General features: G+C 56.1%; 16 protein-coding genes. 10 read left to right on the plus strand and 6 right to left on the minus strand.

Going from position 1 to position 12,934, the window contains the following annotated elements; all coding sequences use genetic code 11:
* Positions 1-42: 42 nt before the first annotated feature.
* Both ACFOWX_RS02040 and ACFOWX_RS02045 read left to right on the plus strand, forming a co-directional pair.
* A complete protein-coding gene (locus tag ACFOWX_RS02040) occupies positions 43-1,230 on the plus strand; it encodes an acyltransferase family protein (protein WP_381420779.1) in 1,188 nt (395 codons plus the stop codon).
* 205 nt (positions 1,231-1,435) lie between these two features.
* A complete protein-coding gene (locus ACFOWX_RS02045; protein ID WP_381420780.1) occupies positions 1,436-2,293 on the plus strand; it encodes a S1/P1 nuclease in 858 nt (285 codons plus the stop codon).
* Positions 2,294-2,576: 283 nt separating this feature from the next.
* Here ACFOWX_RS02045 and ACFOWX_RS02050 read toward each other — a convergent pair whose 3' ends face one another.
* Positions 2,577-3,170, minus strand: a complete 594-nt coding sequence (locus tag ACFOWX_RS02050) for a TlpA family protein disulfide reductase (RefSeq protein ID WP_381420781.1) — start codon at positions 3,168-3,170, stop codon at positions 2,577-2,579.
* Between the two features lie 43 nt (positions 3,171-3,213).
* On the opposite strand from ACFOWX_RS02050, the gene argH reads away from it, so the two are divergent.
* The 6 genes from argH to ACFOWX_RS02080 are packed head-to-tail and all read left to right on the plus strand — an operon-like array spanning position 3,214 to position 9,466.
* Positions 3,214-4,584, plus strand: coding sequence for an argininosuccinate lyase (gene argH, locus ACFOWX_RS02055; RefSeq protein ID WP_381420782.1), 1,371 nt, complete (start codon positions 3,214-3,216; stop codon positions 4,582-4,584).
* A complete protein-coding gene (locus ACFOWX_RS02060) occupies positions 4,581-4,940 on the plus strand; it encodes a hypothetical protein (protein WP_381420783.1) in 360 nt (119 codons plus the stop codon). The genes argH and ACFOWX_RS02060 overlap by 4 nt, the downstream gene beginning before the upstream one ends.
* A gap of 16 nt (positions 4,941-4,956) precedes the next feature.
* On the plus strand, positions 4,957-6,219 hold the full coding sequence (lysA, locus tag ACFOWX_RS02065) for a diaminopimelate decarboxylase (protein WP_381420784.1): 1,263 nt from the start codon (positions 4,957-4,959) through the stop codon (positions 6,217-6,219).
* Between the two features lie 5 nt (positions 6,220-6,224).
* Positions 6,225-7,007, plus strand: coding sequence for a precorrin-2 dehydrogenase/sirohydrochlorin ferrochelatase family protein (locus ACFOWX_RS02070; RefSeq protein ID WP_381420785.1), 783 nt, complete (start codon positions 6,225-6,227; stop codon positions 7,005-7,007).
* Between the two features lie 9 nt (positions 7,008-7,016).
* Positions 7,017-7,838, plus strand: coding sequence for a pyrroline-5-carboxylate reductase family protein (locus ACFOWX_RS02075; RefSeq protein ID WP_381420787.1), 822 nt, complete (start codon positions 7,017-7,019; stop codon positions 7,836-7,838).
* Entirely contained in the window at positions 7,835-9,466 is a 1,632-nt protein-coding gene (locus ACFOWX_RS02080) for an amidase (protein ID WP_381420789.1), read from the plus strand. Before ACFOWX_RS02075 ends, ACFOWX_RS02080 begins: the two co-directional genes overlap by 4 nt.
* A 9-nt stretch (positions 9,467-9,475) precedes the next feature.
* Here the strand turns inward: ACFOWX_RS02080 and ACFOWX_RS02085 are convergent, their stop codons facing one another.
* Positions 9,476-9,931: a DUF2721 domain-containing protein gene (locus ACFOWX_RS02085; RefSeq protein ID WP_381420791.1), complete on the minus strand. Its 456-nt coding sequence runs from the start codon at positions 9,929-9,931 to the stop codon at positions 9,476-9,478.
* 48 nt (positions 9,932-9,979) lie between these two features.
* On the opposite strand from ACFOWX_RS02085, the gene ACFOWX_RS02090 reads away from it, so the two are divergent.
* Positions 9,980-10,444 carry a PaaI family thioesterase gene (locus tag ACFOWX_RS02090; protein ID WP_381420793.1) on the plus strand — a complete coding sequence of 155 codons (465 nt, stop codon included), beginning with the start codon at positions 9,980-9,982 and terminating at the stop codon, positions 10,442-10,444.
* Entirely contained in the window at positions 10,444-10,863 is a 420-nt protein-coding gene (locus tag ACFOWX_RS02095; protein ID WP_381420795.1) for a PaaI family thioesterase, read from the plus strand. Before ACFOWX_RS02090 ends, ACFOWX_RS02095 begins: the two co-directional genes overlap by 1 nt.
* Here the strand turns inward: ACFOWX_RS02095 and ACFOWX_RS02100 are convergent.
* The 4 genes from ACFOWX_RS02100 to ACFOWX_RS02115 form a co-directional block, all read right to left on the minus strand.
* Entirely contained in the window at positions 10,860-11,372 is a 513-nt protein-coding gene (locus ACFOWX_RS02100) for a type III secretion system chaperone family protein (RefSeq protein ID WP_381420797.1), read from the minus strand. The two genes, ACFOWX_RS02095 and ACFOWX_RS02100, sit on opposite strands and share 4 nt — an antisense overlap.
* Positions 11,373-11,510: 138 nt before the next feature.
* Positions 11,511-11,840 carry an accessory factor UbiK family protein gene (locus ACFOWX_RS02105; protein WP_381420799.1) on the minus strand — a complete coding sequence of 110 codons (330 nt, stop codon included), beginning with the start codon at positions 11,838-11,840 and terminating at the stop codon, positions 11,511-11,513.
* A gap of 33 nt (positions 11,841-11,873) precedes the next feature.
* A complete protein-coding gene (locus ACFOWX_RS02110) occupies positions 11,874-12,425 on the minus strand; it encodes a TspO/MBR family protein (protein WP_381420801.1) in 552 nt (183 codons plus the stop codon).
* 179 nt (positions 12,426-12,604) lie between these two features.
* A complete protein-coding gene (locus ACFOWX_RS02115; protein ID WP_381420803.1) occupies positions 12,605-12,907 on the minus strand; it encodes a hypothetical protein in 303 nt (100 codons plus the stop codon).
* Positions 12,908-12,934 lie beyond the last annotated feature (27 nt).

Consider the following 12,934-nt stretch of genomic DNA (forward strand, 5'->3'; position numbering starts at 1 on the left):
CTTTTCCATGCCAAGCATTGCGCAAATTTTTGACGAGCTGACATGAGCCATATTGCCGAAAATCTGGGCACGCCGCCGCCCCGCCATTATGGCCTTGATTGGCTGCGCATTGCCGCATTTGCGATATTGATCGGTTATCATTCGCTGTTGCCCTATGCCCCGCATCAATGGGTAGTCAGCAGTGATCGGGTCTCACCTTGGCTCGCTTATGTCACCGAGGCGATCAGTCCATGGCGACTCGAAGTTCTGTTTCTCGTGTCAGGTTATGCAACGCAGGCCATGTTGTCGCGGCAAAGGGATATCGCGGCCTTCGCATGGGTGCGGAGCCGCCGTTTGTTGATCCCCTTGCTGTTTGGCGTGGCGGTAATAGTGCCACCACAAAGCTGGACGGCATTGACGCTAGCCGGGGAATATCACCGCGATTATGTGACGTTTTGGACGCAGGATTATTTCCGCTTTTCCTCCACAACCGGGCTGTTCCTTCCGCAATGGCAGCATTTATGGTTTCTTGGTTATTTATTCTATTACACGTTGCTGTTTCTGCTTTACGTACGGCTATTCCGGTTGCCGCGTTGGCCGTCACTGCTGAACCGGCGCTATATGCTGCTGATTCTTCCTGCTGCATTCATTGCCATCGCCCGTGTCGGTTTTGCGTCCATCTACGGGGAGGAAAATCATTTCTTCGATGATTGGCAATCCTATCTGCATTATTGCTTGCCCTTTATGCTCGGCGTGATGCTGGCCCGGATACCGCAGCTTTGGGAAGTCGTGGCGGCCAATATGCTTGCCGCCTTTGCGCTCGGCATCGCGGCCTATCTGACCGCCATCAGCATTGAAATGATACAGCCTGACCCAAAAAATTGGAGCACCGCGATTTCCGCATTATTTTATATGAGTGATAGCATCATCGCATGGTCTATCATGCTGGGCATGGTGGGTTTGGCAAATCGTATTTTCAATCGCGACCATCGTTGGCGCTTGCCTTTGTCTCGAGCTATATTTCCCGCTTATATCCTGCATCAAACTGTCATTGTCCTACTCGCCAGCGTCTTTATCGGCAGCAGCATTCCGGCGTTGCTCCAATGGCTAATCATCATTGCCGTAACCACGATTTGCTGCGCGTTGGCCTATCTATTGGGTAAACTGATTCCGGCGGTGGGGTTGGTGATCGGGATGGAACGCAGCGTTCCTGCAAAGCCATCGGCGGCGATCATACCTGCGCCAAATTAACCTTCCCAAATCTTACGGGTTCGGTCTATCGCAGTGTGTATAAAAGTTTAGATATGACAGGAGCGAACCAAATGTCCGCAACATTCCACCTTAATGGGCCGTTATGCTGCTCGCCCGTCTTGCAATGGTTGTAACGGACCTGGAGGCGCAGTGCGCTGGCAGCCATGACTGCACAGCGTCCAGGTCGCCATTTACGGCGATGAGGATGAACCGCATGTCCATCCGCATCCTGCCGCTGCTCCTCGCGCTGATCGCCGTTAATCCCGCGCCCGCGCTCGCATGGGGTGAATATGGGCATGAAACCATCGCTGATATTGCCAGCATCAACGCCTCCCCCAAAGCGCGGACGGAGATGCAGCGTTTATTCCGTGCCCAGCGCCTGCTCGGCACGCCCGCCTGCGCGCTCGGCAATATCCGCGATGCCAGCGTGTGGCCCGATTGCGTGCGGCGCGACCGCGTCCGGTGGGGCTATACCGCGCCTTGGCATTATCAAAATGTGAATATCTGCAAAGCCTTTGACCTGTCCCCCTGCCGCGATGGCAATTGCGTATCGGCCCAGATTGACCGCAATTTCGCGTTGTTAAAAGACCGCAGCTTGCCCGATCATGTCCGGCTGGAGGCGCTGGCTTTCCTTGTCCATTTTACCGGCGACCTGCACCAACCGCTGCATGCGGGCGACCGGGCCGACCGGGGCGGCAATGATGTGAAGGCCAATTATGGCATCATCCCCGGGGCCAACCTGCATTGGATATGGGACAGCCATCTGGCTGAACGCCCGATCAGCGCCGCCCCCGCAATCATCCGCCGTTACAACGCCGACGAACGCGCCGCAATGGCGGGCGGCACAGCAGAAGATTGGAGCCGCGAGGCATGGGCGATCAGCCGCGATGACGCCTATGCCCGCGCGCTTGACCGCGACCCATGCGAAGGCGACCAAAGCCCGCCTGCGGCTCCCGTCACCATCGATGAAGCCGACATGGAATCCAGCCGCGACGCGCTCCGCCTCCAAATCCAACGCGCCGGATTAAGGCTGGCAAGGCTGCTGGATGAGGCGCTGGGGTGAGGGTGAACGAAAGCCGAATTTATAATTTGTTGCAGAAACGCTTACCCTGTTAAATTGATCACATTTGGCTCATATTCACCTGCATACGCATCCAGATAAATTCGGCCTTAATGTCTGTCGCGCTGGTTCCATATTGTCCTCGCTCTGCTCGGTCGTCTGCAACTCCCCCCATCACCGCTTAGCTGTGTGGTGCCCGGCGTAGCGCCGCTCGTCACCACCGTTAAAGCCGTGCGACCGTCAGCGGCAACCAATCTTCAAAACGCGGACGACTTCCGAAATATGCCTAATCCGCCTCGCGCAACAAAGCTGCGACCTCTTCATCATTCCATTCAAGACCGCCCTGTACCCGCCAAACCTCTTTGCCACCGCTGTCGTATAATATCGTCGTGGGCAGGGATATGCCCTGATAATGGGACAGCAGCATGTTGTCTGTGTCCGTATAGGGTTCCAGATTTTTGATGCCGCTTTGTTCAAAAAATGCGCGCACCGGGGCCCTGCCCTCTAAATCCTGGCTCACTGCGATAACGGACATATTGCCCGCCTCTATTTCCGCCAGCGCGTCGATCGTTGGCATTTCGGCTTTGCACGGCGCGCACCATGTCGCCCAGATATTGACCAGCAATGGCCGGCCGGCAAAGTCGGACAGGGTCACGTCCCGCCCGTCTGCGCCAGTGAAACTGCCGCTCGGCGCGGCGCTTCCGTGATGGGCATAGCTCAGCACGGCGGTCATGCCGCTCGCGCTTTCCAATGTAATATCGGCTTTTGCGTCGCCGGACGCTGCGCTATTGCTGGCTGCCGTCTTTTCTTGCCCTTGCGGCTCAGACCTTTTATCGCAACCGGCAAGCATGACCGCCGGTAGCGCAAGGAGTAATATCATTAACAGTCGCATATCAGATTCCAATGCCAAAAAGGGCAACCAGATGTGGGGCGGACGTTTTGCCGAAGGCCCCGCCGCCGTTATGGCAGAGATAAATGCCTCTATCCCATTCGACAAGCGGCTTTGGCGGCAGGATATTCGCGGGTCAATCGCCCATGCCGAAATGCTCGGCAAAACTGGCATCATTGATCGGCCCGACGCCGATAGGATCACCGCCGGATTGAAACAGATTGAGGCGGAATATGCAGCCGAAGGCGTGCCTGTTAACCTGGCGCTTGAAGATATTCATATGACGATCGAAGCGCGGCTGACCGAAATTATCGGTCCCGTTGCGGGCCGTCTGCATACGGCTCGTTCGCGCAATGATCAGGTTGCAACCGCTTTTCGCCTGTGGACGCGCGATGCCGTAACCGAGGTTTTGGGAGCTGTATCAGAATTGCAACAGGCCTTGATCGCCCGCGCCGAAGAACATACTGACACGATATTGCCCGGCTTCACGCATTTGCAGGTCGCACAGCCGATTAGTCTGGGCCATCACCTGCTCGCCTATTACGAAATGTTCAGCCGCGATGTCAGCCGTCTGCACCAGTGTAATCAGCGCAATGATGAATGCCCGCTGGGCAGCGCGGCTCTGGCGGGCACGGGTTTTGCCAATGACCGCGACATGACGGCAAAGGCACTGGGTTTTGACCGGCCTACCTCCAATTCAATGGACAGCGTTTCGGACCGCGATTTCGCGCTGGATTATTTGATGGCGGCATCGCAAATCGCGCTGCATCTATCGCGGTTGGCCGAAGAAATTATCATCTGGGCATCGCAGCCGTTTGGATTTGTTAAACTGTCCGATGCCTGGTCCACGGGCAGCTCCATCATGCCGCAAAAACGCAACCCTGATGCGGCCGAGCTGGTGCGCGGTCATGCAGGGCGCATTACCGGATGTCTGAATGCGTTGATGATGATGATGAAGGGCCTGCCGCTGGCCTATTCCAAAGATATGCAAAATGACAAGCCGCCGGTGTTTGAGGCGCATGACCTACTAGGCCTGTGCCTGACCGCGATGACCGGCATGGTGGAAAGCATGACATTCAATCCAGAAAAAATGCGCGCGGCGGCCGATAGCGGTTTTTCGACCGCCACCGACCTTGCCGATTGGTTGGTTCGGGAGGCCGGTATTCCATTTCGCGAGGCGCATCATATCACGGGCGCAGCGGTCAAGCTGTGTGAAGAACGCAGTTGCGGGCTTGCCGATTTAACCGCAAAGGATATAATCGCAATCGACGAAAGGGTGGCAGGTTATGATTTGCCGGACCTGAGTGTTGAGGGATCGGTGGCCAGTCGTACCAGCTATGGCGGAACCGCGCCGGAACAGGTAAGGCAGCAAATCATGCTCATAAAACAGACGAATCGGTTATGAAACTCGCCTTACCCCTAACGCCCCGGCTGTGCGCTTTTGCTGCTTTATTGGTTCTTGCCGGTTGCGGAAAATATGGCGAATTGGAACCGCAGCCCGGTTCGAAATCGCTACCCGTAGCCTATGGCCAAGAAAAGGCTGAAACGCCCGATGAGCTTTTGACCCCGTCACCGCAGGCGCGGCCAGGCCGCAGCGCAGAAATACTCAGCCGGTCGCAACGGCGCGAAGATGATCCGTTTGATTTACCGCCCGGCAGCGAACCGGAAGTAGACGGGCCGAGCGCAGGTGATACAGCGGAACCCAAAGAAACAGTTGCGCAGCCCGGCTCTGAAGATGAACCCAAATACAAAACCCCATAATCAGTAAGCGAACCCGATGGATCATTTTGAATTGAAAAATGGCGTGCTCCACGCCGAAGATGTGCCCTTGCCCAAAATAGCCGAAGCGGTGGAAACGCCCGTCTATGTCTATTCGCGCGCAACCTTTGTCCGGCACGCACGGGTGTTTAAGGACGCGCTGTCTAAACTCGACAATCCGCATATTGCTTTCGCGATAAAAGCCAATCCGAACCTCGCCGTGCTGCGTATTTTGGCGCGTGAGGGTTACGGCGCCGATGTGGTCTCAGCAGGAGAGCTTGACCGTGCTTTGGCTGCGGGCATGAAAGCGGAGGATATTGTTTTTTCCGGCGTGGGCAAAACCATGCAGGAAATGGCCCATGCGCTGGAACAGGGGATAGGCCAGTTTAATGTGGAATCGGAAGAAGAAGGTATCGAGCTATCCACCGTTGCCAAGCGGGTGGGAAAAACCGCCCATATTGCGCTGCGCATCAATCCCGATGTGGATGCAGGCACCCATGCCAAAATTTCAACCGGTAAAGCAGAGAATAAATTTGGCGTGGCTTTTGACAAGGCCAAGGGCATTTATGTCCGGCTCGCGGCCCTGCCCGGCCTCAATGTGCGCGGCATTGCGCTACATATCGGCAGCCAGCTGACCAGCCTTGCCCCGCTCGAGGCGGCCTTTGTTAAGGTCGGCACCCTGATTGCCGATATTCGTAGCAGCGGCGCAGCGCTCACCCATGTCGATTTGGGCGGCGGATTGGGCGTCACTTACAGCGGCGATGACAATCCGCCCAGCCCCGCCGATTATGGCGATATGGTCGCGAGGGTGACGCGGGATTGGGGCGTCCGCTTGATGTTCGAACCGGGACGAGTGATTGCCGGTAATGCGGGAATATTGGTCACTCAGGTGATCCGCGTCAAACCGGGCGGCGGCAACGTTCCTTTTGTGGTTGTCGACGCCGCCATGAATGATCTGGCGCGTCCAGCCATGTATGATGCCTATCATGAATTTGTTGCGGTTGAACCCAATGGTCAGCGGATGACCGCACATATTGTCGGCCCTGTCTGCGAAACAGGAGACACATTTGCCATGCACCGCGAAACCGACGAATTTGTGGCTGGCGACCTTGCCATTTTCCGCACGGCGGGTGCCTATGGCGCGACGATGGCAAGCACCTATAATAGCCGCGGCCTCGTGCCCGAGGTTCTGGTCGATGGCGACCGGTTTGCGGTTGTGGCGGAACGGATTAAGCCTGCAACCATATTGGCGGCAGAGCATGTGCCGGATTGGCTGGACTGACCCAGATGGACCAGCTCCCCCTCTTCGTCAATCTGCGCGGCAAAAATGTCGTGCTGGCCGGAACCGGGGATGCCGCAGATGCAAAAAGGCGGCTGATTGAGCGGGCGGGCGGCATATGCGTGGATGATTGCCCCAATGCCATATGCCGCTGCGCCAAAATTGCCTTTGTCGCGATCGACGATGACGAGCAGGCCGTTCAGGCTGCACAGCGGCTGCGCGCCAAAGGCATGATCGTCAATGTGGTCGACAAACCCGATCTATGCGATTTTACGACACCTGCCATTATTGATCGCACACCGGTTCTGATCGCGGTCGGAACGGGCGGCGCATCGGCGGGTATGGCCAAAGCGATCCGGCAAAAATTGGAGGCTTTATTGCCCTCGCGATTGGGACGCTTGGCCGACAATATCCAATCGGCACGCGATGCCATCAAACGCCGCTGGCCCGGTGCACCCGAACGCAGGCGTGCGCTGGATCAGGCTTTTCAGCCCGGCGGCGCGCTTGATCCTTTTGCTGAGCAAGATGAGGCAGCGGTCGCCACTTGGTTGGACCGTGACGATAGCCCAGCGCAAAATGGCTTGGCCCAGATAACGCTCCTATCGAATGATCCCGATGACTTGACGCTGCGCACCGCCCGCTTATTGGGTGAAGCCGACTATATTTTTTATGAGGCCGGTGTCGCCCCCGGGATATTACAACGCGCCCGCGCCGATGCAGTGCGCCAAGCCGGAGCGCCGCCAGCAAAGCTGCCAAACGGATTGAGCCTTTTCCTGACCCTAAAAATCTGAGACGTGATTATGACTGATAGCGCCGCCGCCTTTCCTGCCCCGATGTTGTTATTTGGATGCGGCAATATGGCCGGGGCCATGGTCACAGGATGGATGGCGGCGGGCGTGCCGGGCGCGCATTTTCATATTGTCAAACCAACCGACCGCAACATACCCGCAGACGCGCGGCACTTCACCACCGCCGATCAGCCGGGACAGAAATATGACCAGCTGATGATTGGTATCAAACCCTATATGCTCGCCGAAATGGCGCAGGAGATTGCCGCGCTGCTTAATCCCGGTGCGCTTGTTATTTCCATCATGGGCGGGGTCAGCACCGATAGCTTGGCTCGGCATTTTCCCGGTGCGCGGATATTGCGGGTTATGCCCAATCTGGCGGTTGCGCTGGGCAAATCGCCGTTGGGGCTTTTTGCAAAAGGGTTGAGCGAGGCGGACAAAGCTGATGCCGAGAAATGGCTTTGCGCATTGGGCACGCCTTATTGGATGCCGGCGGAGGAAGATATGCACGCCTTCACCGCCATCGCCGGATGTGCCCCCGCCTATCTATACCGCTTCATTGACGCACTTGCGGCAGCGGGAACGAAACTGGGCATTGAAGCAGAGCAGGCCGAGAGGCTGGCCCGCGAAATGACGGAGGGTGCCGCGCTGCTGGCCGCGCAAAGCCCCTTTCCCCCTGCAGAGCTGGCCTCGCGTGTCGCGTCAAAAGGCGGTTCCACGGCAGCTGGCCTTGCGGTGATGGATGAAGATAAGGCGATATTACGCTTAATGGAAAACACGTTGCGCGCCGCGCATGACCGTTCGGTCGAGCAAGGAAAGGAAGCAGAGGCATGACATTTCGGACATTCGCATTCGCCGCATTGTTGATAACCGCCAGTCCCGCAGCAGCGTCAGTCGCGCCGCCGCCCTCCACGCAGGACGCCAGCGCCGCAATCGAGAAATATGGCCCGATCGAAAATCTCAGCCTGTTTGAACTGGCCGACGGGATTGATGACGGCCTGTTGAACAGCGAAGCGATCGTGGCGGCCTATTTGAAAAGAATTGCCGAAATTGACGATGCTGGACCGACATTAAACGCCGTTATCGCGACCTTTCCCGACGCACTGGATCAAGCGCGGGCGATGGATGCAGAAATAAAAGCCGGTAAATATCGCGGACCGCTGCACGGTCTGCCTATTTTATTAAAGGACAATATCGAGGCCAAGGGTGACTTGCCGACAACCGCCGGTTCATTGGCGCTGAAAGGTAACATAACCCAGCGCGATGCCCCGATGGTCGCCCGCCTGCGCGAAGCGGGCGCGGTGATATTGGGCAAAACCAATCTGTCCGAATGGGCCAATATCCGCTCCGACGATAGTACCAGCGGATGGAGCGCCATCGGCGGCTTGACCAAAAACCCTCATGCGCTGGACCGCAATACATGCGGTTCATCGGCGGGAAGCGGGGCAGCTATGGCCGCGGGGCTTGCCGCTGCGACCATCGGCACCGAAACCAATGGCTCCATCGTATGCCCGTCCTCGGTCAACGGCATCGTCGGCTTCAAACCCACTGTAGGGCTGGTGTCCCGCACTCATATCGTCCCGATCAGCCATACACAGGATACCGCTGGACCGATGACGAAAACCGTGTTGGACGCCGCGATCCTGTTGACCGCGATGGCTGGCACCGACCCAGCTGATTCCGCAACGAAAGACGCCGACACGTGGCGCGGGGATTATGCAAATGGCCTGCGAGGCGGCGATTTGAAGAATGCCCGTATCGGCATTTTGCGCGATGAAGTGGGCGACAATGCCGGGGTGGCCGAATTGTTTGACCAAGCCGTGGCGCAAATGAAGGCGGCGGGCGCGGTAATTGTGGAAATAGCCGATAGCGGCATAGGCCTGGACAGCAATGTTGGCCGCGATGAAGGCATATTGCTGTTTGGTGAATTGAAATATGACATGGCCGCCTATTTGCAAAGCCTCCCCGCCGGTCTGGTCCCGCACAAAAACCTCGCCGATCTGATCGCATTTAACGCCGCCAATCCAGATACCGAATTGCAATATTTTGACCAAAGCGGATTTGAGCGCGGCGAGGCAACGACTTTGTCAAAAGAAGAGTTGCAGCAGCTGGCCGATAGCCTGACGCAGCGCGTGAATGATCATATCAACCGGTTGCTCGTAACGCATAAAGTCGATTTTCTGGTGCAGCCCACAAATGGCCCTGCATGGTTATCGGCCCTCGGCAAAGGTGACGACTTTACAGGCCCCAGCGCCAGCAGCTTGGCAGCGATAGCAGGCGCGCCGCATCTGACCGTTCCGATGGGCGCCGTGGGCGGCTTACCGGTGGGGATCAGCTTTACCGGCGCGCGCTGGCATGACCATGCCGTGTTGAAGGTCGGCTATGCCTATGAACAAATATCCAACGCCCGGGTGACACCCACTTATGCCGCCAGCATTGAACCGCCGAAACCGGTTGAATAGGTTCTGACCCTAGTCGCGTTTTTGGCGGCGGGGCAGCTCGAGATATTCCTCACTGATCCTGACATTGCGGATAGCAAAGCGCACCTCGGCCATGAATAATATCAGCGCCGAGGCCAAAAGCCCGATGGCAATCAAAAACGCACCCACGGCATAGCGGCCCAATTGTAAGCCGGTAAATTCGATAACGAATAATATGCCGATCAAAATGCTGACCGTGATCGCACTCAGCACGCCGCAAGCAATCGCCCGGTTGACGATATGGATGCGTTTTTCCAAATCACGCAGCTCTGCAACGACGCGGTCATGCTCCTGTCCTTTGGTTTCGGAATAAATGGCCTGCAAATCGCGCGACCTGTCGACCACGCGGGATAGGCGTCCGGTAAATAGCCCCAGCATGCTGCCCAGAGCAACCAGCAGAAATGCAGGCGTTAAAGCCGATTGTAGCAATGAGGATGTAGATTCCATAAATTGAATTTCCTTGCATGGACCGGCATCTTGGATAGGGAATAGTTTATGACCAATGCAAGCACCAGTTCGGCCATTCCCACCGGAACCCGTTTTAATCCCGAAATCGTCAATAATTTCATGGGCAAAATTGGTCATGGCGGATTTTTGAATATGGAATATTCCGCGCATGGTGATGACTGGGTTGAATTGATGATTGATTGGCGCGCTGATTTGGTCGGTGACCCGCAAACCGGTGTTATCGCGTCGGCCGTGGTGATCAGCCTGCTGGATAATGCGACGAGCATGTCGATCTGGCAAAAACGCGGGGAATTTATCCCGCAAGTTACGATGGATCTTCGACTTGATTATCTGCGCCCTTCTCCGGCGGGAGAGCGTGTCTATGGCCGGGGCATATGCTATCATATCAGCCGCAATATTGGTTTCGTCCGGGGCATTGCCCATAATGGCGACATTGACGATCCGCTCGCCCATGCCAGCGGCACTTTCATCCGTGTGGGTGGTTGGCAATAATGACAGAGGAAAATGAAACCGCGCAATTGCCGCCTTACGCCCGGGCATTGGGTATGATCATATCGGACAATAGCGGCGAAGCGCCCGTCATCGAAATGCCGTTTGACGATAAAGTGCAGGGCAGGCCCGGCTTCCTTCATGGCGGGGCGATATCGGGCCTATTGGAAATGGCCGCTGTGGCCGCCATTCATAAAGCGTTGATCAGCAGAGGCAGCGACGCGCCGATAAAGCAAGTTAACGTGACGGTTGATTTTATGCGCGGCGGTTTAACCAAAACAACCTATGCCGTGGGCCATGTCGTTCGCATGGGCCGAACCATGGCCAATGTAGAGGCAACCGCGTGGCAGGATGATCCCAAAAAACCGATTAGCCGCGCGCAAATGCATTATTTGATCAAAACGAAAAGTGGTCCTACCTAAGCCTCGCCATGGGTTTCCACTAACGCACTGGCAATCGCGTCTTCCGGGCTTTTGTCGCCCCAGATGATGAACTGAAACACCGGATAGAAGCGCTCACATTCGTCGATCGCAACATCGATGATGGTTTGCGCCTGATCGATCCCGAGCATGCCATTTGGGGGCAATAACGATCCATGACGGAATAATAAAATGCCATTATTCGACCATATATCGAAATGCCCCATCCACAATTGTTCGTTGATCAGGCCAAGCGCGCGATAAATATCGTTTCTCTTATCACTCGGGACGGTCACATCGGGCAGGATGATGACCTGAAGGCTATTATCCTCCCCGCGCCAAATCGCTCTTATCTGATAGCTGGCCCAGCTTCCCTTATATTCTGCACTAACCTCTTCGTCGCCATTGGCTTCATGCGACCAGCCGCGTGCCTCGAACAAGGCGGCAAACATATCCATCGGTGCCGATTCGTCGCGGTCAAAGCTGGCGAAATCTTCGTCGGGATCAGGCATAGGGGCGAAACCGGATGAGCATAGCCGTCTATTGCCTTGCACGCAGAATCAGCGCAAGCGCGATGATGGGCCGCCACGCACAAGTCTGTGGGTGCATTGTGGAAAACTATTGTGGGCAGGGTTAACCGCCCGGCCTCCCTATGCTTTTGGTTTGCGCGGTGCGGGCTTTGCTGCGGCTTTGCGCGTCGCTGCTTTGGCGGCAGGCTTTGCGGCAGCTTTGGCAGGCTTCATCCCCGCCTCCAACTGCTCAACACGCTTGGCCAGCGCCTCTGCCTCTGCGCGCGCATTGGCGGCCATTTGCTTCACCGCTTCAAATTCCTCGCGCGTCACCAGATCGAGTCCGCCAGTCCATTCCTTGGCCCGTTCCCGCATATTTTCCTGCGCCTCGCGGCCCATGCCTGCAACCGTGCCCGCCACACCGTTCAGCATTTTGGCGATGTCGTCAAAAATCTTATTTTCGCTTTGCATATTCAAACTCCGTCTTGCCGTAATGGCTGTGTCTTATCCTATTTGGGCGCTCGCTGCTGGAACGTAAAGACCCTCTGCATCAGGATTCAACCTATCTATCTGAAAATTGAGAATAGAAGCGAAGCTAAGCCAGGCCAAATAGGGCACCATCAACCACGCCGCCGCCTTGCGAATGCGGCCAAAGGCAAAGGTAGCCGCTATTGCAATGAATAATATCGCGAGGATGAGGTAAAATGCGGTCGTCACCTGATGCTGTCCGAAAAATAGCGGTGACCATGCAAAGTTGAGCAATAGCTGAGCCAAAAATAACCCGATGGCAAGCCCCCGGCCCTTTGCGCCGCGCGCGTGCAAAATCATTGCGAAGGCGAGGCCAATCAGCAAATATAAAATCGGCCATACCACGCCAAATACCCAGCCCGGCGGTTGAATTTCCGGTTTCACCAATTCCTGATACCATGCATTTTCTTCGCCCGATCCAGAGACAGTTCCAGACAGGAAGCCGAGTAACATAATCGTCGGAATCACGAATAACGACCATCGCAGCAATGACATGCGGAGCTGTGAGGAAGAGGCAAGCTGGTTCATAGCAGAATTTCTTTCAATTGGTCGCAGCAATCGGAATGCGGGGAATCGCAAAAGCTTATCCCCCTCAGTCTTAAGCATGGTAGTTCAATAGAACAAGGCCGCTCACCCCAGGATGAACGGCCTTGAAATATTTTGGGACGGTTTGGCGAAGGAGCTTAACCCCGCCGCCAAATGCCGAATTAAGCTTTGCGTGTGCCGCTCAGACCCATGGATCCAAATGCGCCAGCAACAACTTCGCCAGTGATCGAATCGCCGTCAACAGTCGCGCTGCATTCCAAGGTCATTGGCATCGGCACAGTCATGTCCATTTTCCATGTCAGCGTGTTGCCGTCAACGCTGCCGTCGTTAATGTCCATGCTGCCCATTGCGCCAGCCATGCTGCCGCTAAAGCTTGCGCCATCGCTGTTTACGGTCAAAACCGAATTTTGGTCGCCCATGGGGCTTTTCACTACAACGTCATATGCGCCGTCAACTGCTGCCATTTTCTGTCTCCTAAAAACTTTTTAATA

Source organism: Sphingorhabdus arenilitoris (assembly GCF_042651485.1).
Lineage (GTDB): Bacteria > Pseudomonadota > Alphaproteobacteria > Sphingomonadales > Sphingomonadaceae > Sphingorhabdus_B > Sphingorhabdus_B arenilitoris.